Source organism: Streptomyces sp. NPDC058864 (assembly GCF_042742985.1).
Taxonomy (GTDB): Bacteria; Actinomycetota; Actinomycetes; order Streptomycetales; family Streptomycetaceae; genus Actinacidiphila.
In genome coordinates this window covers 319,275-340,199 of the sequence record NZ_JBHYMQ010000002.1, presented here as the reverse complement: position 1 = coordinate 340,199, position 20,925 = coordinate 319,275, and the positions used below count along the sequence as shown (strand labels likewise).

The 20,925-nt window shown below is 72.9% G+C and carries 20 protein-coding genes and 3 tRNA genes; 7 read left to right on the top strand and 16 right to left on the bottom strand.

The features are described 5' to 3' along the window. Nucleotides 1-20: 20 nt before the first annotated feature. A tRNA-Lys gene (locus ACFW3D_RS03145) sits at nt 21-93 on the bottom strand. Beyond that, nucleotides 56-292, bottom strand: a complete 237-nt coding sequence (locus ACFW3D_RS03140; protein ID WP_500500730.1) for a hypothetical protein — start codon at nt 290-292, stop codon at nt 56-58. Before ACFW3D_RS03140 ends, ACFW3D_RS03145 begins: the two co-directional genes overlap by 38 nt. On the opposite strand from ACFW3D_RS03140, the gene ACFW3D_RS03135 reads away from it, so the two are divergent. From ACFW3D_RS03135 to ACFW3D_RS03125, 3 genes are all read left to right on the top strand, one after another. Then, the gene (locus ACFW3D_RS03135) at nt 291-1,118 is read left to right on the top strand and encodes a hypothetical protein (protein ID WP_500500670.1); all 828 of its coding nucleotides are present in this window, start codon (nt 291-293) and stop codon (nt 1,116-1,118) included. The genes ACFW3D_RS03140 and ACFW3D_RS03135 overlap by 2 nt on opposite strands. Before the next feature lie 289 nt (nt 1,119-1,407). Then, complete coding sequence (locus ACFW3D_RS03130; protein WP_500500668.1) at nt 1,408-1,575, top strand: hypothetical protein; 168 nt, start codon at nt 1,408-1,410, stop codon at nt 1,573-1,575. 224 nt (nt 1,576-1,799) lie between these two features. Next, nucleotides 1,800-1,872: transfer RNA gene (locus tag ACFW3D_RS03125), tRNA-Lys, on the top strand. Nucleotides 1,873-1,947: 75 nt separating this feature from the next. On the opposite strand, the gene ACFW3D_RS03120 is transcribed toward ACFW3D_RS03125, so the two are convergent. From ACFW3D_RS03120 to ehuB, 5 genes are all read right to left on the bottom strand, one after another. Further along, a complete protein-coding gene (locus ACFW3D_RS03120) occupies nt 1,948-2,703 on the bottom strand; it encodes an IclR family transcriptional regulator (RefSeq protein ID WP_500500666.1) in 756 nt (251 codons plus the stop codon). A 215-nt stretch (nt 2,704-2,918) separates the two neighbouring features. Further along, a complete protein-coding gene (gene ehuA / locus ACFW3D_RS03115; protein WP_500500664.1) occupies nt 2,919-3,728 on the bottom strand; it encodes an ectoine/hydroxyectoine ABC transporter ATP-binding protein EhuA in 810 nt (269 codons plus the stop codon). Next, complete coding sequence (gene ehuD / locus ACFW3D_RS03110; RefSeq protein ID WP_500500662.1) at nt 3,718-4,353, bottom strand: ectoine/hydroxyectoine ABC transporter permease subunit EhuD; 636 nt, start codon at nt 4,351-4,353, stop codon at nt 3,718-3,720. The genes ehuA and ehuD overlap by 11 nt, the downstream gene beginning before the upstream one ends. After that, a complete protein-coding gene (gene ehuC / locus ACFW3D_RS03105) occupies nt 4,353-5,033 on the bottom strand; it encodes an ectoine/hydroxyectoine ABC transporter permease subunit EhuC (protein ID WP_500500728.1) in 681 nt (226 codons plus the stop codon). Before ehuC ends, ehuD begins: the two co-directional genes overlap by 1 nt. A 48-nt stretch (nt 5,034-5,081) precedes the next feature. Next, nucleotides 5,082-5,999, bottom strand: a complete 918-nt coding sequence (gene ehuB, locus ACFW3D_RS03100; protein ID WP_500500660.1) for an ectoine/hydroxyectoine ABC transporter substrate-binding protein EhuB — start codon at nt 5,997-5,999, stop codon at nt 5,082-5,084. Nucleotides 6,000-6,140: 141 nt separating this feature from the next. Here ehuB and ACFW3D_RS03095 point away from each other — a divergent pair, with 141 nt between their 5' ends. After that, nucleotides 6,141-7,625 carry an NAD-dependent succinate-semialdehyde dehydrogenase gene (locus ACFW3D_RS03095; RefSeq protein WP_500500658.1) on the top strand — a complete coding sequence of 495 codons (1,485 nt, stop codon included), beginning with the start codon at nt 6,141-6,143 and terminating at the stop codon, nt 7,623-7,625. 292 nt (nt 7,626-7,917) lie between these two features. Here ACFW3D_RS03095 and ACFW3D_RS03090 read toward each other — a convergent pair whose 3' ends face one another. Then, the gene (locus ACFW3D_RS03090; protein WP_500500656.1) at nt 7,918-9,012 is read right to left on the bottom strand and encodes an LLM class flavin-dependent oxidoreductase; all 1,095 of its coding nucleotides are present in this window, start codon (nt 9,010-9,012) and stop codon (nt 7,918-7,920) included. Between the two features lie 67 nt (nt 9,013-9,079). Next, nucleotides 9,080-10,906 (bottom strand): putative bifunctional diguanylate cyclase/phosphodiesterase, encoded by a 1,827-nt coding sequence (locus ACFW3D_RS03085; protein WP_500500654.1) that lies wholly within the window; start codon nt 10,904-10,906, stop codon nt 9,080-9,082. Nucleotides 10,907-11,215: 309 nt separating this feature from the next. Here ACFW3D_RS03085 and ACFW3D_RS03080 point away from each other — a divergent pair, with 309 nt between their 5' ends. Beyond that, complete coding sequence (locus ACFW3D_RS03080) at nt 11,216-12,472, top strand: M6 family metalloprotease domain-containing protein (RefSeq protein WP_500500652.1); 1,257 nt, start codon at nt 11,216-11,218, stop codon at nt 12,470-12,472. A gap of 4 nt (nt 12,473-12,476) precedes the next feature. Next, the gene (locus ACFW3D_RS03075) at nt 12,477-13,709 is read left to right on the top strand and encodes a M6 family metalloprotease domain-containing protein (protein ID WP_500500650.1); all 1,233 of its coding nucleotides are present in this window, start codon (nt 12,477-12,479) and stop codon (nt 13,707-13,709) included. 72 nt (nt 13,710-13,781) lie between these two features. On the opposite strand, the gene ACFW3D_RS03070 is transcribed toward ACFW3D_RS03075, so the two are convergent. The 7 genes from ACFW3D_RS03070 to ACFW3D_RS03040 all read right to left on the bottom strand — a co-directional run bounded on the left by ACFW3D_RS03070 (nt 13,782) and on the right by ACFW3D_RS03040 (nt 19,931). Next, nucleotides 13,782-13,854, bottom strand: a tRNA-Lys gene (locus ACFW3D_RS03070). Nucleotides 13,855-13,907: 53 nt separating this feature from the next. Further along, nucleotides 13,908-14,456, bottom strand: coding sequence for a bifunctional DNA primase/polymerase (locus ACFW3D_RS03065; protein ID WP_500500648.1), 549 nt, complete (start codon nt 14,454-14,456; stop codon nt 13,908-13,910). Nucleotides 14,457-14,568: 112 nt separating this feature from the next. Next, entirely contained in the window at nt 14,569-14,940 is a 372-nt protein-coding gene (locus ACFW3D_RS03060) for a DUF8844 domain-containing protein (protein WP_500500646.1), read from the bottom strand. 77 nt (nt 14,941-15,017) lie between these two features. Next, complete coding sequence (locus ACFW3D_RS03055; RefSeq protein ID WP_500500645.1) at nt 15,018-16,343, bottom strand: AAA domain-containing protein; 1,326 nt, start codon at nt 16,341-16,343, stop codon at nt 15,018-15,020. Next, nucleotides 16,340-17,884, bottom strand: coding sequence for a hypothetical protein (locus ACFW3D_RS03050; RefSeq protein WP_500500643.1), 1,545 nt, complete (start codon nt 17,882-17,884; stop codon nt 16,340-16,342). The genes ACFW3D_RS03055 and ACFW3D_RS03050 overlap by 4 nt, the downstream gene beginning before the upstream one ends. Beyond that, on the bottom strand, nt 17,875-18,900 hold the full coding sequence (locus ACFW3D_RS03045) for a hypothetical protein (protein ID WP_500500726.1): 1,026 nt from the start codon (nt 18,898-18,900) through the stop codon (nt 17,875-17,877). Before ACFW3D_RS03045 ends, ACFW3D_RS03050 begins: the two co-directional genes overlap by 10 nt. A 146-nt stretch (nt 18,901-19,046) precedes the next feature. Then, nucleotides 19,047-19,931 carry a phosphatase PAP2 family protein gene (locus ACFW3D_RS03040; protein ID WP_500500641.1) on the bottom strand — a complete coding sequence of 295 codons (885 nt, stop codon included), beginning with the start codon at nt 19,929-19,931 and terminating at the stop codon, nt 19,047-19,049. A 260-nt stretch (nt 19,932-20,191) separates the two neighbouring features. Here ACFW3D_RS03040 and ACFW3D_RS03035 point away from each other — a divergent pair, with 260 nt between their 5' ends. Next, on the top strand, nt 20,192-20,875 hold the full coding sequence (locus tag ACFW3D_RS03035) for a TetR/AcrR family transcriptional regulator (protein ID WP_500500639.1): 684 nt from the start codon (nt 20,192-20,194) through the stop codon (nt 20,873-20,875). Nucleotides 20,876-20,925: the final 50 nt, after the last annotated feature.

Sequence of the window (20,925 nt, the reverse complement as noted above, 5' to 3'; positions counted from 1 at the left end):
GGAAGGACGCCCTCTCGCTGTGCGCCGCCAGGGACTCGAACCCCGAACCCGCTGATTAAGAGTCAGCTGCTCTGCCAGTTGAGCTAGCGGCGCTCACCGACAGAGAGGATCCTACCGGACCTCCGGGGGTGCTCCCGACCACGCCGTCCAGGAGCGCGGGATCGTCGTCCAGCCAGCCGAGGCGGACCATTTTCACCCCGGCCTGGAACCGGCTGTCCGCCCCTATCTGCTGCATCAGCTCGGCCACTATCCGCCGCACCGTCCGGTCGGACAGGCCCAGCTTCCGGCCGATGGCCTCGTCCGTCAGCCCGGAGGCGAGCAGCCGGACGACCTCCCGGTGCCGCGCGGCGGGCGCGGCCCCGACGTCGTCGGTGAACAGGTCGGAGGCCGCGGCCCAGCAGTGCTCGAACATCTGCCGCAGCACGGCCACCATGGCGGGGCTGCGCAGGACCATGGCGGAGCCCGGGCTCCGCTCGGAGTGGGCCTCGGGCCCGAGGGGCGGCACGATGGCCAGGGTGTGGTCGACGATGATCAGCTTCATGGGCACCGTCGCCGCCGTACGGACCTCGCCGCCGTCGTTGACCATGTTCCGCAGGTGGGACCGCACGTGCGGCACGGCCGCGGCCGTGGCCAGGTGGATGGAGCGCATCGCGATGCCCCGGCTCAGCGCGTCGCGGTTGCGGTCGTCCGCCTCGAAGAGATGGTCCTCGGGCAGCGCGCTGGGGTGCATGGACAGGATCTCGGTCGTGACGGTGCTCGCCGCCTCGTCCAGGATCGCCGCGATCTGGGAGGGCTGGGCGGCGACCTCGATGCGTGCCTCCGCCAGCTGCCGCATGTGCACCGGCTGGAATTCGGACGCCACCTGGCTGAGAGCGGTGTGGGCGTGGGTGATGGTGCTGACCAGTTCCTCGGTGCGCCGGCGGCTGCCCTCGATCAGCTGGGCCATGGCGGTCGCGGGGGAGTGCACGGACCAGCCGCTGCGGGAGGACGGGAACTGGGCCGCCAGTCCCAGGTCCGCCAGGCACCGCAGGGCTTCGTCCAGTTCTTCAGGCGACCAGCCGGTGAGTGAACAGACGCTCTCCGGTGTCCAGTCGGCCTCGGCGAGTGCCAGGGCGTAGAGTTCCTGCGCCCGGGCGCGCAGAAGGTCGTCGGTCACTGCTCGCACCCCCAATGCTTCACAACACCCCCGGCTTCGATCAGGTTAAGGGGCAGGGCTCGTGTATGGACCCTTCGGGGCCCATCCGGTCCCATGTGTCCGCATAGGGCCATGTCCGAATCCGGAACGCGAAAACTACAGACCAGCGGCCCGGCGTCCGACAGAATTCAGTCAGTCGTACGGTTCCCCCAGACCTGAGCGGCACCTCCGACCAGCAATACCCCAGCTCACACCCCCAGGACAGGCCTGCCATGACTTCGATTCGCCGCTTCGCCCTCCGTTTCGCACTGGGCGTCGTCGCTTCCATTTCGATGGGGCTGATCGGCGCGAGCGCAGCATCCGCGCAGCCTGCACCGGCCGGTGACATCGCGTGGACGTCGCCCAACCTTGTCGTCCACGCGAATGACATCGCCTGGTAGGTCCCGGGCGTAGTACCCCAAAGACAACAACACCCCCCCAATAGCCACACCCCCTCCCCCCACGCTGATGGGCCCGGCATACCTCCCCCCTCTTGCCGGGCCCCTCAGCATGCCCGCGTTCCGGCCACGCGTTCGGGCGCTCGGCCCGAGGCGGTCCGGTCCGGGTTCAGGGGTGGGGGAGTGGTCATGAGCACCCCCTCCGACCCCGTATGATTGTCCTGCACGCGCCGCTAGCTCAACTGGCAGAGCAGCTGACTCTTAATCAGCGGGTTCGGGGTTCGAGTCCCTGGCGGCGCACAGCGAAAGGGCGCCCCTCCTCCGGGAGGGGCGCCCTTTGCCGTGCCTCCGGTGCGCGCGTGCGTCGTACGGCTCTCAGAGGGCCAGCGAGAGCAGCACCGGTGCCGCGCGTTCGTTGAGGGTGTCGGCCGCGCCCTTGAGGCGGTGGGCCTGGGTGACGGGCAGGGACAGGGCGAGGCAGCCGACCGTACTGCCGACGGTGATCGGGATCGCGGCGCAGACCGTGCCGATCGCGTACTCCTGGAGGTCCAGGGTGGGGGCGCTGGCCGGCTGGCTCTCCAGCTTGGTCAGCAGCAGCTTCTCGCTGATCGTGGTCCTGGACGTGAGGCGTACCGTCTTGTGCCGGGACAGGTGGTCGCGGCGCCCGTTGTGGTCGAGTTGGGTGAGCAGGCACTTGCCGACCGCGCTGGCGTGGGCGGCGAAGCGGAAGTCCACCCACTCGTTCACCTTGGGCGCCGCCGGGCCGTCCGCGAAGTCGACGATCTTGACCTCGCCGTCGTCGTAGCGGCTGAAGTAGACGGCGGCGCCGACCTCGTCGCGCAGCGCCATGAGGATCTTCTTGATCTTCTCGCCGAGTGCCAGGTCGCGGCTGGCGCTGCCCAGCAGGACCAGCGACTCGCCGACCGCGTACCCGCCGCCGGGCAGGGCGTTGAGATAGCGCTCGCGGTTGAGCATCGCGAGGAGTTGGCCGAGATAGGCGATGGGTACCCCGATTTCGCGGGCGAGCTGCTCGGCGGTGACGCCGTTCCTGTGCTTGTCCACGGTCTCCAGCACGCGCAGCGCGTGCTGGACCGCGTAGACCGGCGCGACCTGTCGGTGCTCAAGCGCCACGGTGTCCCCCTACAGGTGTGACCGTTTGCGTCCTTGCTGTAGCTGCTGGTCACGGCTGCCGGGCACGACAGCCGGGCCCGGCAGCCGGGCCGCATTCCACGATAGCCTCAATGTTGTTCGCAGTAGAGCCCGTTGGAGCTTTATGTGGCGGGCCGCAGGCGTATACGCAGGAACGCGCCACTCTGGCATATGCCAAGGGCACGGACCAATTTTTCTCAGAGCACCGCACCGAGGAATTCCCGGGTCCTGCCGTGCTCCGGGGAGCCGAAGATCCGCTCCGGCGGACCCGACTCGACGACCCGTCCGCCGTCGAACATCAGCACCCGGTCCGAGACGTCCCGGGCGAACCCCATCTCGTGCGTGACGCAGAGCAGCGTGATGTCCGTGCTGCGGGCGATGTCCCTGAGCACGTCCAGCACACCGGCCACCAGCTCGGGGTCGAGCGCCGAGGTCACCTCGTCCAGCAGCAGGATGTCGGGCCGCATCGCCAGCGCGCGGGCGATGGCGACGCGCTGCTGCTGGCCGCCGGAGAGCCGGGTGGGGTGGGCGTCCCGCTTGTCGGCCAGCCCCACCAGCTCCAGCAGCCCGCGGGCGCGTTCGGCGGCCTCGTCCCGGTCCATGCCGAGGACGTGCACCGGGGCCTCGGTGACGTTGTCCAGCACCTTCATGTTGGGGAAGAGGTTGAAGTGCTGGAACACCATGCCGATCCGGCGGCGCGTGGCACGCAGATGCCTCTCGTCGGCCGGCACGAGCCGGCCGCCGCGGCCCGGCATGTGCGAGAACGGCTGGCCGTCCACGTGGATGACGCCCTCGGTGACCCGCTCCAAGGTCATCAGCAGCCGCAGGATGGTCGTCTTGCCCGAACCGCTGGGGCCGATCAGGGTGACGCGCTCACCGCGGCCGACCTCCAGGTCGAGGTGGTCCAGCACGGTGTTGTCCCCGTACCGCTTGACCACCTGGTGGAATCGGACGGCGGGCGCCGCGGGGCCGGACTCGGCGGGGGTGGGGGACTCGTCAGTGAGCAAGGCGCTTCTCCAGCTTCCGCATGAGGATCGAGGTGGGGCAGCTCGCGACCAGGAAGACCAGGGCGGCGAGGGTGAACGCCTCCAGGTAGGCGAAGTGGTCACTGCCGAAGCGGTTCGCCTCGTGCACCATCTCGTTGACGGTGATGACCGACAGGAAGGGCGTCTCCTTGAACATCGAGATCACGTAGTTGCCCAGAGCGGGCACGATCTTCCGCACCGCCTGCGGCAGTACCACGGCGGACCAGGTGCGCACCCGTGGCAGCGACAGCGCGACGGCGGCCTCCCACTGCCCCTTCGGCACCGCCTCGATGCCCGCCCGGTACACCTCCGAGGTGTACGTCGCGTAGTGCACGCCCAGCACCGCTATCCCGATCACCAGCGGGTCCAGCCCCGGGACCAGCACCCACACCGCGAACAGCTGGATCATCACCGGTGTCGAGCGCACGAACTCCACGGCCGCCCGCAGCGGCAGCGTCACCCAGTGGCTCGGCGTACGCCGCAGCACCGCGATGCCCAGTCCCAGCACGACGGCGAGCACCGACCCGAGCACCGTGGCCAGCAGGGTGATCCCGAAGCCGTGCAGGATCAGCGGCAGGCCCTCGCGGGCCGTCTCCCAGCTCCACATCAGGCCCGACCTCCCGCCGGCCGCTGTCCCAGGCGCGCCTTGGCCACGGCCTCCAGGCCGTTCATCGCCAGCGTCAGCGCGTAGGCCAGGACGAAGTAGACGACCAGCAGCAGCAGGTACGCAGTCGCGGTGTCACCGGTGGTCGAACGGATCTGGTCCATCTGGAAGGTGACGTCCGAGATGGTGATCAGCGACATCAGCGGGGTGCACTTCAGCAGCTGGATCAGCAGGTTGCCGAACGGCGGGATCATCTGCGGCCAGGCCTGCGGCAGCACCACCAGGCGCATCCGCTGCCAGGGCGTCATGCTCAGCGCGACCGCCGCCTCCCGCTGCCCGCGGGGCACGGCGTCCAGGGCACCCCGGACGACCTCCGAGCCGTACGCCCCGTAGTTGAGCCCGAAGGCGACCACGGCGCAGGCGAGCGGCACGAGCTTGAAGCCGAGGATCGGCAGCGCGAAGAAGAGCCAGAACATCTGGATGTACAGCGAGGTGCCGCGGAAGAACTCCACCACCACCCGGGAGGTCCCGCGCACCGGCAGCCGCCGCGAGCGGGCCATGAAGCCGAGGAGGAAGGCGAGCAGCAGCGCGAGCGCCGCGCCGAGGACGGTGGCCTGCACGGTGACCCACAGACCCGCCCCCACGCTCGGCAGCGAGCGCGTGAACTCCGTGAGGCCGGACAGGGGTTCACCGGCGAGGAAGGCGTACGGGTACGGGGACAAGGCGCCGCCTCAGGCCTTGCACAGCTGTGCGGTGCGCAGCGTCGCCGGCGGGACCTCCGCCTTGGTGAAGCCGTACTTCCCGATGAGGGAGGTGTAGTGGCCGGGGTCGCCCGTGATCTTCTCGAGCTCCTTGTTGAACGCGTCGCGCAGCCCCGTCGCGTCCGGCCGGAACACCGCGCCGCCCGGGCTGTACTGCTTCCGGCCGCCGACCACCGGCAGGAAGGGGTCGAGCACCTCCACCGCCGCGCCCTTGTTGGTGCGCGCCAGCCAGCGCAGCGAGATCCCGGTCAGCGCGAAGGCGTCGATTCGCCCGGCGAGCAGCGCGTCGACCCCGTCCTGCTGCTTGGCCAGGGACTTCACCGAGGCCGGCGGCACCCCGGCGGCGTCCGCGTAGTCCGCCTCGACCGCCGCGCTCAGCACGCCGACGGTGGCCTTCTCGCGGGCGCAGGACACCAGGTCGCTCAGGCCCCTGGGGTTGCCCCCGCGGACCATCAGGGCGGTCGGCGAGACGAACTCGGGCTCCGAGAAGATCACCTTCCGGCAGCGGTCGGGGGTGATCGCCATCCCGGCGCTGACCACGTCGAAGCGGTCCGCTGTCAGGCCCGGTATGAGGGCGCCGAAGTCGGTGAGCGTGGGCCGCAGTTCCGGCACCCCGAGCGCCGTGAAGATCTCCCGGTGGAGGGTGGGCGCCTCTCCGGCCAGCTTGTTGCCGTCGCGGTACCCGTACGGCGCCTCGCCGGCGAACCCGACCCGGACGTAGCCCTGCTTCCTCAGCTTGGCCAGCAGGTCCCCGTCTCCGGTGGGCGCGCCGGTGCCGGCCTGTGTACGGCTGCACGCCGCCACCAGCCCCGGGACCGTCGCGAGACCGCCCACGGCTGCGGTACGGGAGAGGAAACCCCTGCGGGACAGGGAACTGCGCTCCGACATGAACCAGACCTCCGGTCGTCCGTTTCCGTGCGGCGCGGTGACCGCACGAGGGCCGCGCCTACCCCGGCGCACCGGGGGCATTCATGCGAATCTGGTGGGGTACCCGATGTCCGGAACGTCCGCGAGAGGCAGGGAGCTGCCATGAGCGACAGCGCCGAAGGGAACGGCAAGCGCGAGCAACTGGTGGTCGAGCGGGTGCCGAAGGCACTGCTCGTCGGCGGCCGCTGGCGGCCGGCGAGCGACGGGCGCGAGTACGAGGTGGAGGACCCGTCGACCGCGCGGTCGCTGTGCGCCGTGCCGGACGCCGGGGCGGAGGACGCCAAGGCGGCGATGGACGCCGCGGCCGCCGCGCAGGAGGGATGGGCGGCCACGCCGCCGCGCGAGCGCGGGGAGATCCTGCGCCGGGCCTACGAGCTCATCGTGGAGCGGCAGCAGGAACTCGCCCTGCTGATGACGCTGGAGATGGGCAAACCGGTCGCCGAGTCCCGCGGCGAGATCCTCTACGCGGCGGAGTTCTTCCGCTGGTTCTCCGAGGAGGCGGTGCGGATCGAGGGCGGCTGGCGCACCGCGCCCGACGGCAACGGACGGATCTGGGTGATGCGCCAGCCCGTGGGACCCGCGCTGCTGATCACCCCGTGGAACTTCCCCACGGCGATGGGCACCCGCAAGATCGGCCCCGCCGTCGCCGCGGGCTGCACCATGATCGTCAAGCCGGCCCACCAGACGCCGCTGTCCATGCTCGCCCTCGCCGAGATCCTCGGGCAGTCCGGGCTGCCGGACGGCGTGCTCAACGTCCTCACCACCTCCCGCCCCGCGGAGATCAGCGGCCCGCTGACGGAGGACCCGCGGCTGCGCAAGCTCTCCTTCACCGGCTCCACGGGCGTCGGGCAGAAGCTCATCGAGCTCAGCGCGCGGCAGGTGCTGCGGACCTCCATGGAGCTGGGCGGCAACGCCCCCCTGATCGTCTGCCGGGACGCGGACCTGGAGAAGGCCGTCGAGGGCGCGGCCATCGCCAAGATGCGCAACATCGGCGAGGCGTGCACGGCCGCCAACCGGATCTACGTCCACCGCGAGCTGGCCGAGGCCTTCACCGGGCGGCTCGCCGAGAAGCTGGGCTCCATGGTCGTCGGCCGCGGCACCGAGCCCGGCACCCAGGTCGGCCCGCTCATCGACGGCGCGGGCCTGGACAAGGTGGACCGCCTGGTACAGGACGCCGTCTCCGCCGGCGCCCGCGCGGTCACCGGCGGCGCCCCGCTCTCGGACCGCCCCGGGTACTTCTACCCGCCGACCGTGCTGGCCGACGTGCCGCCGGACGCGGCGATGCTCCGCGAGGAGATCTTCGGCCCGGTCGCGCCGGTCGTCACCTTCGAGGACGACGACGAGGCGATCCGGTTGGCCAACGACACCGTGTTCGGCCTGGTCGGCTACGTCTTCACGGAGAGCCTGCGGCGCGGGATCCGCTACGCCGAGGAGCTGGAGACGGGCATGCTCGGCCTCAACAAGGGCGTCGTCTCCACTCCCGCCGCGCCCTTCGGCGGCGTCAAGCAGTCCGGGACCGGACGCGAGGGCGGCGCCGTGGGGATCGACGAGTACCTGGAGATCAAGTACGTGGCGGTGGACGTCTGACGGCGAGCGGGAGTGCGCCGTCGCCCATGCCACCCGCCGGTCCGGGCGGCGTGTCGGTGCGCCCCGCCGGCCTCGCGGGATGTCGAACTCTTCGCACCTCCGTTCCCCGGACGAGGCGTCCCTCCACCCGTCGAGCCAGTCGGAGGGCTTTGACGAGAGGGCCGGGATCGTCCCCCACGACGCTTCGTGCGCCCGGTGCCCCGGGAAACGGAGGCGTCGAACGCCTGCCCCCCGGGTCGCACGCTCGCGCCGGCGGCCGGCGCCCCCCGCACCGGCCGCCGCGCGCGGCCGGTCAGGCGCCGCCGGGCAGGCCGTACGCGTCGGCGATGAGCTCGTAGGAACGCAGCCGCGCGGACGGCGTGTGGGCGTTGGCCGTGATCATCAGCTCCTGCGCCCCGGTGCGGCGCACCAGCGCGTCCAGGCCGTCCCGGACCGCGTCCGGCGTACCGTGCACCACGTTGCCGAGCCACCCGTCCACGAAGTCCCGCTCGGCCGGGCTGAACCCGTACGCCTCCGCCTCCTCCGGGGAGGGCACCAGGCCCGGGCGTCCCATGCGCAGGCGCAGCATGCCCAGGGCGCCGGCGAGCACCTGCCGGCGGGCGTCCTTCTCCTCCTCCGCCGCCAGCGCCGCGACGCCGATCAGCGCGTAGGGCTCGTCCAGTACCTCGGAGGGGCGGAAGGACCTGCGGTACATCTCCAGCGCGGGTTCGGTGTTCGCCGCGGAGAAGTGGTGGGCGAAGGCGAAGGGCAGGCCGAGGGCCGCGGCCAGCCGGGCGCTGAAGGTGCTGGAGCCGAGCAGCCAGATCGGCGGCCGCGCGGGGGACTGAACGCCGCCGGGCACGGTGCCCTGCACGGGACCGGGAATGGCGTGGATGCGGGCGTAGGGGTGGCCGTCGGGGAAGTCGTCGTCCAGGAAGCGGATGAGCTCGGACAACGCTTGAGGGAACTCGTCGGCGCCCTCGTTGAGCCGGTCGCTGCGGCGCAGCGCCGCGGCGGTGGCGCCGTCGGTGCCGGGGGCGCGGCCGAGGCCGAGGTCGATCCGGCCCGGTGCCAGGGCCTCCAGGGTGCCGAACTGCTCGGCGATGACCAGCGGCGCGTGGTTGGGCAGCATGACGCCGCCGGAGCCGAGGCGTATCCGCTCCGTGTGGGCGGCGAGGTGGGCGAGGATCACGGCGGGGGAGGAGGACGCGACCCCGGGCATCGAGTGGTGCTCGGCGACCCAGTAGCGGTGGTAGCCGCGGGCCTCGGCGAGCCGGGCCAGTGCGACCCCGGCGACGAGGGCGTCCCTCGCGGTCAGGCCGCTGCCGACGCCTGCCAGGTCGAGGACGGAGAGCGGGACGGGTGCGCTGCCGAGGGCGGTGCCTCGTACCGGGTCGTTCGTGTCCACGTGCCTGCGTCGCCTCCTGCGGCTGGTTCCTTGCCTACGGCAACGACCAACCCGGTACCGGCTCCGGCTATTCCCCGGGCCCCGGTCCCTGGCCGCGCAGCGCGGCGATCCCCTCGGCCGGCACCGGCCGCGAGTACAGCCACCCCTGCCCGGTGTCGCAGCCGATCCGGCGCAGCCGCTCCGCCTGCTCGGCGTTCTCCACGCACTCGGCGGTGACGGTCAGCCCGAGCCGGTGGGCGAGCTGCACCAGCGCCTCGACGATCGTCTCGTCCGCCGGGTTGGGGTGCAGGCCGTCGCGGAAGCCGTGCACGAAGCTGCCGTCGAGCTTGAGCGCGGAGACCGGCAGCCGGCTGAGGTAGGCCAGGTTGGAGTAGCCGGTGCCGAAGTCGTCGATGGCGATGCGCACACCCATCTCCTGGAGGGCGTGCAGTGCCTGCAGCGGCCGGCCGGCCGAGCCCATCACCGCGGACTCGGTGAGCTCCAGTTGCAGCAGCCCGGCCGGCAGCCCGGTGTCGTCGAGGATCTCCGCGACGTCGGCGACCAGGTCGGAGTCCCAGACCTGGCGGACGGCGACGTTGACGCTGACGAAGATCGGGTCGTCGGGCCAGTCCTTCTGCCACTGCCGGGCCTGGCGGCACGATTCGGCGAGCACCCAGCGGCCGAGCTGGACGATGGAGCCGTTCTCCTCCGCCAGCGGGATGAACCGGTTCGGCCCGAGCCGCCCGAAGTGCGGGTGCTCCCAGCGCACCAGGGCCTCCACCCCGCGCAGGCTGCCGGTGCCGAGCTCCACCAGCGGCTGGTACTCCAGGGCGAACTCCCCGCGCTCCACGGCCTGCCGCAGGGTGCTGGACAGCGCCTGCTTGGTCATCCGGTGGGCGTTGCGCTCGGGGTCGAAGAGCGTCCAGCGGGCCTTGCCGTCGGCCTTGGCCCAGTACAGCGTGGTGTCGGCGGCCTGCATGATGCCCGTGGCGGTGGCCCCGGCGGCCTCGCGCTCGACGACGCCGATGCTCGCCGAGACCGCCAGGCGCTGCCCTGCGAGGTCGAAGGGCAGTTGCAGCGCCGTCAGTACGGAGTCGGCGAGCCCGGTGGCCTGCCCGGTGCCGGTGGAGTCCTCGACGAGGACGGCGAACTCGTCGCCGCCCAGCCGGGCGACGAGGGTCCCGCTCCGCCCGAGGCGGGCGGCGCAGTCCGACAGCCGGTCGGCGACGGCTTTGAGCAGCCGGTCGCCGACCCGGTGGCCGAGGGTGTCGTTGACGGCCTTGAAGCCGTCGAGGTCGAGGTAGCACAGGCCGATCCGGCCGGTGCGGCTGTCAGCGCCCTCCAGCGCCGTGGCGAGGCGCTCGAAGAACAACTGCCGGTTGGGGAGCCGGGTGACCGGGTCGTGCATCCGCAAGTGGCGTAGCTGCTCGCGCAGTTCGCGGGTCTCGCCCAGGTCCTCCACGGACATCAGCGCGCCGCCGGGGACGGGCACCACGACGACCTCGGCCCAGACCGTGCGCCCGTCCGGTCCCCGTACGGGTCTGGTGCGGCGCAACTCCCCGCGCCGTCCGGTCAGCACGTCCTCGTACTCGGCGTACTCCGGGCTCTCCCCGAGCGGGGGCATCTCGCCGCCGGCGCCGGCGAGGCCGACCAGCTCCGCCGCGGTGCGGGTGGTGAGCAGCACCGGGTCCGCGCCGAGCAGCGCGCCGAGCGCCGGATTGGCCTCGCGCACCCGGCCGTCGGGGTCGACCAGTGCCATTGGCAGCCGGGCGACGTTGAAGGCGGCGCGGTAGTCGCGCACCTCCGTGGCCGACCGTTCCGGGGCCGAAGCGTGACGCTGAGTGACCGTCGTGGCCGTCGCCTCGGGTTCGAGGTCCGGGCTTCCCAAAGGTCCGCCCACCGCTGGCTCCCGCATAGCTGTCGTCTCGCACACGTGGTCGTGGAGGAATCGAATGACCGCCAAGAGGCGGCGTTCATGCTGGAAATGTGCCGATCATAGACGTTGGGGAATTGCCGCGGCCACCGCCGTCGTGGTGATTCTCGGCACGCGGGATGCGATCTTGATCATTTGTGGGTGGCTGCTGAATTCCATTGATCGGTTTTCGTCACTCATTACGCACTGTAGTGATCGGACGGTAACCCGGGCGGCGCAGCACAACGGGGCAAAACATAGCAAACCGTAGCAGCGTGATGTGGGTGTCCCGACCCCGTACGGGAGGTCCACGTGCCGCTGTCAGGGCTACCCATACGTGCGCATCGGCGGTTCCGCCGGAGCGTCCGCGGGCATGCCCCCGACGGGATCCGGGCGGCCATCGCCGCCGTCAGCGTCTTCGCGGCCGTCGTCGCGTGGACGCTGGTCACCGGCCCCGCGGCCGGGGGTTCTGACTCCTCGCTGTGCGCCCTGCAGCGGACCCGGGCCCACCACTCCGAGGGCGTCAGCGCCTGGAACCCCGCCTACCCGCGGGCCCGTGGCGACGTTGACGCGCTGATGGTGTTCCTGGCGTTCCCCGACGCCGCCCCCACCATCAGCCCGGGCGAACTGGCGGCCGATCACTTCCCCGCCACCACCGACTTCTTCGCCCGCGCCTCCTACGGCACCTTCCGGCTGCGGCCGCGCCTCCTGCCGTACTGGCTGCGCATGCCCGCGCCCTCCACCGCGTACGGCATCGGCCGGGACTGGAGCCCCGCCCTGCGCGCCCGCTACCTGCGGGACGCCGTGGTCGCGGCCGACGGGCAGGTGGACTTCTCCCGGTACGGGGTCGTCTACCTGGTCGCCGACCCCGACGCGCCGGGCGTCGACCCGGACGCCACCAAGGTGGTCAACCTGGGCCGGCCGGTCCGGGTCGACGGCGCGGACCTGCACCGCTTCGTCACCGTCTTCGAGGGGCACCCGCCGGACATCAACGTGCTCGCCCACGAGACCGGGCACGCCTTCGACCTGCCCGACCTCTACTACCGGCCGCCCGCGGGCAGCAACGCCGACTGGGACACCCACGTCGGCGACTGGGACCTCATGGGCAGTCAGTTCGGGCTGGCTCCGGACTTCTTCGCCTGGCACAAGTGGAAACTGGGCTGGCTCCGGCCCTCGCAGGTCCGCTGCGTCACCGAGGGCGGCACGCACACCTTCCGCCTGAGCCCCGTGGAGCGGCCCGGCGGCACCAAGCTGCTGGTGCTGCCCGCGGGCCTGGAGGGCGTCGTCGCCATCGAGGCCCGAGCCGCCTACGGCAACGACCGCCTCGCCTGCAGCCAGGGCGTGCTGATGTACCGCGTCCGGGCCGACCTGTCGTCGGGTGACGGTCCCGTCGACGTCGTCGACGCCCACCCGGGCAGCGACGGCTGCCGGGAGTCCTCGGTGTACCCGCCGCTCGCCGACGCGCCGATGCGGACGGGGGAGACGTACGCGCTCGGCCGTTCGGCCCGCGTCCACGTCGCCGACCGCCACTCCGACGGATCCTGGACCGTCCAGGTCACCCAGGGCTGAGGCGATGCGCGGTCCCCGGGCGCTCGCGGTCCTGGCCTCGGTGCTCCTCTTCGCGGCCGGCAGCACCGCCGTGACCGAGGGCGCGCCCGCCGCGGCCCCGCCGGCCGACCGCCCCTGCGCGCTGCGCGCCGCGCCGGGCGTCACGATGTCCGAGGGCTTCGGCGGCGCGGACGGCCGTGAGTTCGCCCGCGCCACCGGCGAGGTACGGGCGCTCACCCTGCTCGTCGACTTTCCCGACAAGCAGGCCCCGTACAGCGCCGCCGAGCGCTACAGCGAGTTCTTCCCGGCCGTGCGGCACTGGTTCTACCGCGCCTCGTACGGGAAGCTGCGCTACGTCTCCACGCCGGTGCTGCGCTACATCCGCATGCCGCGGCCGTTCCACTCGTACGGGATAGGGCGCGGCTACGGCTGGCGCACGCACACGGCCATGATGCGGGACCTGCTGCGCGTCGCCGACCGGAAGATCGACTTCTCCGGGTACGACCTCGTCAACGTCCTGGTGACGCCCAACGCCGGGCCGCCCGCCGAACAGGCCGTCCTCTCGGTGACCTGGACCGGCGCCTCGGCCGCCACCACCGACGACGGCACGAGCCTGGACCGGGTCTCCCTGGTCTACGGCCACGACCAGTCCGGCGCACGGGTGCTCAGCCACGAGAACGGCCACGCCTTCGGGCTGCCCGACCTGTACTCCGTCGAGGACTTCGGGCACACCGACACCCTCGCGGGCCAGTGGGACAGCATGTCGCTGGACTGGGGGCTGCAGGGCGACTTCTTCGCCTGGCACAAATGGCGGCTGGGCTGGCTCGACGACTGGCAGGTCGTCTGCGTCCGCGATCCGGGCGCCCGTTCGGTGCACCTCACGCCGGTCGAGGTGCCCGGCGGCCGCAAGGCGGCCGTCATCCCCCTCGGCCGGACCCGGGCGTACGTGGTCGAGGCGCGCGCCGCACGCGGCAACGACAACGAGGCCTGCCGCGAGGGAGTGCTGGTCTACCAGGTGCGCACCGACGTCGACTCGGGGCACGGACCCGTCACCGTCGAGGACGCCCACCCGCGCACCACCGCCTGCGAGTACAGCAGCGCCACCTTCAACGCGCTCAACGACGCCCCGTTCTCCTCGGGCGGACGCTTCACCGACCGCGCCCGCGGTCTCACCGTCGAGGTCCTCAGCCGGGACCCTGAGGACGAGGGCTGGACGGTGCGGATCACCACCTCGCGCCCGCTGTGGGACGGGCCGTAGGCCCGCGGTCCCGACATGACGAAAGGCGCCCTCCCGATGGGAGAGCGCCCAGGTCAACGGCTGTGCCGTGAGTGCGCCGCCAGGGACTCGAACCCCGAACCCGCTGATTAAGAGTCAGCTGCTCTGCCAGTTGAGCTAGCGGCGCTCGCTGACGTCGTAGACATTAGCATCCGCTTGCGGGCGGGTGAAAATCGATAATCAACCGGCCTCCGCGCGGGCCGCCCGGACGCAGGCCCACAGCAGGACGTCGGCCCCGGGGAGCCAGGGACGGCGCGTGTCGGGGGCCACCAGCCAGCGGGAACGTCCGTGGCCGGTGTCCCCGTACGGCGGGGGCAGCGCCACCGAGTCCCCTGCGCCGTGGCAGAGCACCGGCGGCACCGTCGGCCGCCACTCCTCCCAGGCCAGCAGCGAGGGGAGACGTGCGGCGGTGCCCGGCTCGGCGAGCAGCAGCAGCCGTCCGCGCAGTACGGCGGCCGGGCCGGAGCCCGGGCCCGCGGACCACAGATGCTCCAGGACCCGGCGCCCGAACAGGGCCGGCAGGTTCACCGCGTCGAAGGCCGTCCCGCAGGGCAGCACGCTGGGCGCCGTGGGCCGCGCGGACCACAGCGCCCGCACGCTGCGCGGGAACGCGCTGGCGGAGGCGAGCCAGTCGGCCCCGTCGGGGGTGGGGTACTGCGCATACGGATATGGGTGGGAGGCGGACTCCGGCACGCCCCCCGGCCATGTGTGCCACTGCCAATCACTCATGACCCATACAACTACCGTGAGTGAACGTTTCGCTACACGACATCGTCCGAAGGCCGGACACACCCGCCGCGCGTCGGGTACGGTGCCCCGCACGCATATGCCAGGTGCGCCGTCAGGACAGGGCCGCGTCCCCGCCGTGCATCAGGCCCTCGCCGAACTCGATCATCCGCTTCGCGTAGTCCTCGGACCAGCCCGCCTGCTCCGCGATGGCGGCGGGGGTCAGCCGGTCGAAACGCTTGGGGTCGGCGAGCTGCGCGGCGGCCATGGCCTGGAACTCCGTCGCCCGGTCCGCGGCCGCGCGGAAGGCGAGGGCGAGCTCCGACGCACGGGCCAGGAGCTGCCGGGGGTCCTCGATGGACTCCAGGTCGAAGAAGTGCTCCTCGTCCTCGGCCAGCGCGGCGGGCTCGAACAGCAGCTGGGCGGGTTTCAGGCGCGGGACGGGCTGCTTGCCCGCCGCGCTGTGAGCCGACTGCGGCTCGGACATGAACGTACCTCCAGGATCGTCAGCGCCTTCCATTGTCCCGCCCCGCGCAAGAGTGCCCGGGGCGCACGGCGGGCGCGCTACGGCCGCCAGGTCACGCGGTGCTCGGACAGGTGTGCCAGCACGGCGTGGTTGGCCTCCCAGCCGTCCGGGAACTTCACGGTCACGCCGAGCTGCACCGGCTCCGTCGAGGGGTGCTCGTCCAGGAGCTCCGAGACGCCCGCCCGGCACACCACGATGCACGCGTGCCGGTGGCGCGAGGCCAGCACGCACAGCCGCCCGGTCTCCAGGTGGAACGCGGTGGCGTCGGGACGTCCCGACAGCGGGTGCAGCACCACGGTGACGTCGAACTCCCGGCCCTGCAGCCGGTTGGCGGTGTCCACGGTGACCCCGGTCACACCCAGGCCGGCCAGCGCCGCGCGGACCGCCGCCGCCTGGTCGCGGTGGGCGGTGCCCACGGCGATCCGGTCCGGGCCCACCGGGGCGGTGCCCCGCTCGGAGACCGCCACGCCGCCGCGGTCCAGCAGCCGCCGGACGACCAGCGCGACCGCGCGCACCGCCTCGGGGTCGGTCCGCGGGGTGCGCCGTGCGGGCAGCTCCAGCAGCCCCCAGCCCGAGGCCGCGGCCTCGTCCACCACCCGGTCCGGGCCCGAGCCGTCACCGGGCACGCCGAAGGTGAGCCGCCGGTCCCCGTGGCCGGTTCCGCTGCGGAAGGGGGTGTACGGGTAGAAGGCGTCCGAGACCAGCGGCGCGGCGGAGGCCGGCAGCCGCCAGGACACCGGCAGCCGGTGCTGCGGCAGCCCCGGGTTGTGGGCCAGCAGGGTGACCACCGCGCTGGACGACGGGTCGTAGCTCAGCCCCGCCCACTGCTCGGCGCCGACCACGCTGAACGGGTCCAGCTGGCCGGGGTCGCCGACGAACAGCGCCCGCTCGAACAAGCCCGCCACCTGCAGCAGCGCGTCCGAGCGCATCTGGTATGCCTCGTCGACGATGGCGTGCCGCCAGGGCTCGGTGTCCTTCACGAAGGCCCACTTCGCGGCGGTGGCGATCACCACCTTGGCCCCGGCGAGGTCGGCGGCCTTGGCCGACTTCAGCACCGCCTCGTGGCGGTCGAGCACTGGGTCCGGGGGCGAGTCGCTGCCGTGCAGGCGGCCGATCGGCAGCCCGGGGTCGGCGGTGGCCAGCCGGTCCACCAGGTCGTCCACCTGCGCGTTGGTCTGGGCGACCACCATCAGGGACTCGCCGGCCGCGACCAGCTCCTGCGCGGCGCGCACCACCAGCGTGGACTTGCCCGCGCCGGGCGGTGAGTCCACGACGACGCCGCGGTGCGTGCCGTGCAGGGTGTCGTGCAGGATCCGCTCGGTCGCGGTGCCGGCCGCCTGGGCGGCGTCGCTCACCGGGCTCACAGATAGTCCTCCGTGGTCGCGGGGTCGGGGCTCTCGGCGGCGGGGACGACGGCCGCGACCGCGGTCGTGCCGGCGGCGGCGCCCGGGGGCCCGCCGTGGGTCCAGGGGGTGTCCTCCGGTTCCGGCAGCCCGGCGCCGCCGCGCGGCGCGTGCTCGAACAACGTCCAGCACACCTCGTCCCCCTCCTCCGGCACCGTGCCGGGATCGGGGGCCTTGCCGCGGCCCATGCCGTTGACCACCCGCAGGAGCAGTGCCCCGGGCCCGGCCCATTCCACGAACCGGGCCTGCTGGGTACGGCCGTCCGGCAGCGCGCGGTAGAGCTTCGCGTCCTCGTCCAGATGCGGCCGGTCCTGTGTGAGGACCGTCACCAGGGGACGCGGCTTGGGCACCTTGCCCTCGCTCATCGCCATCTCCACCCGGTCCACCCGGCCCGCGAAGGCCTCCCCGGCGAGCCGCCGCCCGGCCATCACCAGCGGGTCGTCCAGTGCCTCCTGGGCCTCCAGCCGCACCTGCGCCGTCTCCCGGCCGGCGAGCTTCTGGGCCGCCGACACGGCGTCGTCGCGGCGGGGCTGCGGCGGCTCCCCGGCGCGCACCCGGTCCCGGTGGGAGGTGTACGACCAGCGGTCGCGCTTCCAGCGGTCCGCGACGTGACCGCCCTCGGGCAGTTCGCGCAGCAGGTCCAGCGACCGCCACACCGCGTCCCAGGTGGGGCGCATCTGGGCGGCCAGCAGGCGGGAGATCTCCTCCCCGGCACCGGTGACCCCGGCGTCGTAGCGGACGGTGGCCGGGGCGAGCACCGTGTTGTCGAAGACCGGGTCGGTCGCGGGACCCGCGGGCGGGCACACCAGCAGGCCGTCCGGGCCGCGGTGGGTCTCCGCGCGGCGGGCCGCCTCGATGCCCGTCGCGCCCTCCGGAGGCTCGATCCAGGCCAGCAGGGCGCCCAGGTGCTGGTCCTCGAGGTTGCTCTGGCCGGTCGCCCAGTGCCGGGAGAGGAGTTCGGTCGCGGACAGCAGCAGCGCGGAGCCGGGGGTGCGGGCGCGTTCCCCGTAGTGGGTGAGCCAGCGGCCGAGCAGCGGCACCCGGGCCGGCACCGGATGCGGCTCGTCGGGGTCGTCCTCGGCGGTGCGGCGGAAGCGGGTGGAGCGGCCGAGCAGGCGCACGTACTCCACCGCGGGGGTGTTCGCGACCACGATCTGGGGCGCGTCGGCGCAGACCTCCGACTCTTCCCGGTTGCGGGTCGCCGGCTCGGTCTCCGTGTCGTCCGCGTAGGACTCCAGGTAGGGCAGCACGACCTGCGCCAGCTCGGCCAGGAACGCGAAGCGCAGGTCGCGGTCGCGCGGCTGCGGCACCGCCAGCAGCCGGGGTGCGTCCCGGTCCGTGCCGACCAGGGCGCCCAGCGGGGCGCCCACCTCGCCCGCGGTGGTCAGCGGGACGAGGACCAGCGGGCGGTCCGAGAGATGGCGGTGGCGCACCGTCGCGAGCGGGGTCGCCCGGCCGGTCGCCATGGCCTCCGCCCGGGCCAGCACGGAGATCAGCGACATCCCAGCGCCTCCGCCCGCAGGGCCTGCGCCCGCCGCAGCGCGGCGACCGCGGGATCGTCGGGATCGCCCTCGGTGCCCAGCGCGGCCGCCAGCACCTGCTCCACCTCGGTCAGCGCGCCCAGTTCACCGCGCACGCCGCGGCCGAGGACCTCCACCGCGCCGCAGGCCCGGGCCTGTTCGCGGCAGTGGAAGGACAGCTCGCAACTGGCCAGGCACTCGGGCGCGTAGGCCGCGGGCAGCCGGTCCACCGCGTCGGAGAGCTCCGCGGCGGGGCGGGTCGCCGTCCGTCCGTCGTCGGCGAGCCGCAGGTCGAAGGTCGTGCCCTCGGGCAGGGCGGCGGCGATCTCCTCGATCCGCGTCAGCCGGGTCAGCTGCCGCCGGGTGACCGACAGTTGCTTGCGGACGTCGACGAACTCGGCGGCGGGCAGGTTGGAGAAGTCCTTGGGGCACACCAGCAGCACTCGGTGCTCCGGGCTGCCGAACCCCAGCCGCTCCAGCGCCAGGACGTACACCGCGGCCTGGCGGGCCGCCGCGCCGACCTTCACGGCGTCCGCGGAACCGTCCAGGATCGGGAAGGACTTGACCTCCACCACCGTCCACGAGCCGTCCGGCCGCACCGCGATGGCGTCCGGCTCGAGGTGGACGGGTGAGTCCGCGACCTCGAGCACGAGCAGGGGGTGGTCGAGCAGGGTCCACCGGCCGGCCGCCGTCGCCTCCTTGAGCGCGAGGCGGGTACGGGCGACCCGGCCCTCGGGGCCCGGCGCGGACAGGTCCGGCAGCACGGCCTCCGTGCCCTCGGGCGCGCCCAGCAGGCGCAGCAGTTCGGCGCAGCCCCCGGCCTTCACCCTGGCCTCGAAGGCATGGCCCCGTACGAAGGCGAACTGCGACTGCCCGAAGGGCGCGGGGTTGCCCAGCACGCGCGCCACCGCCGCCTTGTCCACCCCGGCGGCGTCCATCAGCGCCCGGCGCCGGCACCCGGGGTTCGCGGCGAGCGCCGCCAGGGCGCGCGCGTCCATCGGGCGCGGCACGGTCGTCGGGCCGCGCAGCGCGGTCAGTCGCTCTCGCAGATCGTGCGTAGTGCTCACCCGCGCAAGTCTCGCACCCCCCACCGACAACGCGGGCCACAATGCGGACGCCGCCGGTCCGAGGCCCGGCCGGGGCGTCAGCGCCGTGGTTCGACCGCCGGCCCCGGCAGGATCCCCACGTCGGCCGGGACGACGTCGCGGGAGGTCGCGACGACCGTGGAGGAGGCGGGCCGCGGTGTCGCGAACCGGGTCCGCGCGGCGTCCCGTATGAGGTCCACCACACGCAGCGCGGGGCGTGCCAGCAGGAGTCCGACGCCCATCACGGCGACGCCGGCCAGGGCGTCCAGCAGGTAGTGGTTGGCGGTGCCCATGACCACGAGGGTCGTGCCGAGGGGGTACAGGACGCCCAGGGCGCGGACGAAGGACGTGCGTCCGTGGCGCCAGAGCATGATGCCGCACCACAGGGACCAGCCGACGTGCAGACTCGGCATCGCCGCGTACTGGTTGGTCATCCCGCCCAGTCCGCGCGGCGCGCTCGCCTCGGCGCCCCACCAGCCGTACGAGCCGTACTGCGCCATGGTGTCGACGAAGCCGTGGCCCGCGGCCAGCAGCCGTGGCGGGGCGGTGGGCATCAGCGTGAAGCCGATCAGCCCGATGAGGGTGGACACCAGCAGCCAGGTGCGGGCCAGGCGGTAGACGGTCGGCCGCCGGCGCCACAGCCAGACCAGCACCACGGGGGTGACCAGGTAGTGGAGCGAGGCGTACCAGAAGTCGGCGGGAACACCGAGCGCCCGGTAGCGGCTGAAGAGGGAGTTGAGCCAGCGCTCGGGGTCGAGGCTGAGCGCGCTTTCCAGGTGGAGTATGGCGATGCCGTGGTCGACTGCCCGGCCGACGTCGCCGCGTACGAGGAGGCGGCCCGCGGTGTAGAGGCCGTAGACCACCGCGATCAGCGGCAGCTCGGTCCACCAGCGGAGCCCGCCCCGGTAGGCGGACGCCCGCGGGGCGGTGATGCTCATGGTCATCCGGCCGTTCTCCCCCCATCTCTCCCTGTGAGAGTCACATCGGTCTACCGTACGACGTACGCTAACCAACCCGGGCACCGCCCCCGCCTATTCCCTACACCCCCGATTCGTCCTGGATTCACATAGCTGTGCTCGGGAAGACGTGCGAAAAGACGCCCCGCCACCTCCCCGGGTTGCCCGTTGACGCGGGAGAATCAAGAAAACCGCTCAACCTGCCGACCGCTCGCCCACGATTCCCCCCGACCGGACACGCATCCCTCATGACTGTCACCCCGCCGGCCCGCTCCCCACGGCGCCGCGTCCCCCGCAACACCCTGAACCCGGACCGCGTCCTCGACGCCGCCGTCGCGCTCCTCGACCGCCACGGGCCCGAGGCCTTCACCATGCGTGCGCTCGCCCAGGAACTCGGCGTCGGCACCATGGCCGTCTACTCCCACTTCAAGGGCAAGGACGAGATCATCGACGCGGTCAACGAACGGCTGCTCGGCGAGATCGAGCTGCCCTCCGGCCCCGGCGCACCGCGCGAGCAGCTTATTGAACTCTGTGTCGGTGTGTACCGGCTTTTCAGTGAGCATCCCTCCGCGCTCCAGTTGCTCACGAGCCGCCCGCTCCGCGGCGACGAGGCCATCGCCGTCATCGACCGCATGCTCTGCCTGCTGATCACGGCGGGACTCGACCCGTCCGCCGCCGCGCGCGCCCAGGTGGCGCTGATGCAGTACACGGTCGGCGCCGCCCTGTGGGTGGTCCGCCGCAAACGCGCGGAGTGCGAGGAGGCGGAGGCCGGGCTGCGCGAGAGGATCCGCAGCCGGCTCGCCGACCTGCCGCCGGAGCGCTACCCCTCGCTCGTGGGGCTGGCTCCCGAACTCGTCGTGGCCCAGCAGTCCGGCCGCGCGCAGTACGAGGCCGGGCTGTCCGCGCTTCTGGACGGTCTGCTCCCCGGCTGAGCGCGGCGCGCACACGGGAGCGCCCCGGCCGGGGCGGTGGTGCTGAACTG